Raw genomic sequence first — 1126 nt, 5'->3', positions numbered from 1 at the left:
TCCTGCTTGTGTCGCCGCAGCTGACGCACAGGCTGAGCCATGTGCTCAGGTTGATGCGTCCCGTCTCGGCGACGGCGTACTTCCTCTGGAACTCCCTGACCCTGGCCGGGTCGATCTTCTCTGGGAACGGATCGGCCTGGGTGCCGGACGGGAAGCCGTTGACGTACATGCAGAAATTGGCGATCCGGCAGAAACGCCTGATGCGTGCGTCGGAGTACACGGCACCCGTGTAGCTGACCTGCCCGTGGCTGTAGTCCAGGTCGGGGCAATGGCTGCGGGTCGAGGGGCCGAAGTAGCCGCTGGCGACATCGACGGGCATGTCCTCCAGCGCCTGGATCGCGTAGATGACGGCCTCGTTGGTGCCGCGGTCATAGATGCCGTCGCACGGGATCAGCCCGGAGTAAGCCTCGAAGCCGCCGTTGAGCTCCTGCTGGAACGAACGGACGCTGGCATCGCCGCCCGAGCCCGGGATGAGCCTGAACTGGTCCATCGACAGGAGCGCCTTCATCAGGTTCACGCTGACGGTCAAGCCGTCGCCCCCGATCCCGGCATCGGCCTGCAGCGACGCGACGGCCGCCGCGACCTTGTCGTCGTAGTGGTCGTCGAGGTCCCCGTAGTGCCCGGCGTCGTATCCCTTGCACCACAGGGCGCCCTGCAGGATCGCGTACTTGTTGCTCGTCGCTCCCTTGAGGGCGGGCTTCGCCAGCGGCGCCGCCTGGTAGCGGGCGGTCGTGCCCGGGCCGAAGTTGTCGGAAGGCACCGAGATGCCCAGCTCGATCTGCAGCGCCCTCAGAAGGCCGTGGACGACCTCCCACCCGGTCCTGCCGTTCTCCTGCACGACGTTGTAGCCGTTCCTGCCCACGTATGTCTTGTTCAGCCATTTCTGGGTCGCGAGGACCATCTGGTCCGTCATCGCGATACTCCTTTCCGCCGGCCGCGCCGGCGTGACGATGGGATGGCCAGTCCATCCCGACACCCCCATATTGTAACCATTCGGTTTCAGTTTGTCAACTCTTGGTTATTTTATCCACCGTTCGGCCTACGCTGGCAGGCATGTCCACATACGGAGAACGATTCGCCGCGGCCCTGGCCGCGGAGCTCAGGGCGCAGAAGGGGCGCAGGAAGG

1 protein-coding gene is annotated in these 1126 nt (G+C 65.2%); it reads right to left on the bottom strand.

Translation table 11 applies throughout. The annotated features are described in order from the left end of the window. Positions 1-913 (bottom strand): peptidoglycan-binding domain-containing protein (locus PSRA_RS09050; protein WP_143516486.1); only part of this gene is annotated, 913 nt, incomplete at its 3' end. Positions 914-1126: the final 213 nt, after the last annotated feature.

Source organism: Pseudoscardovia radai (assembly GCF_002259605.1).
GTDB classification, from domain to species: domain Bacteria; phylum Actinomycetota; class Actinomycetes; order Actinomycetales; family Bifidobacteriaceae; genus Pseudoscardovia; species Pseudoscardovia radai.
Note: the sequence above shows the minus strand (reverse complement) of the source record. Positions and strands in the feature narration are given on the sequence as shown.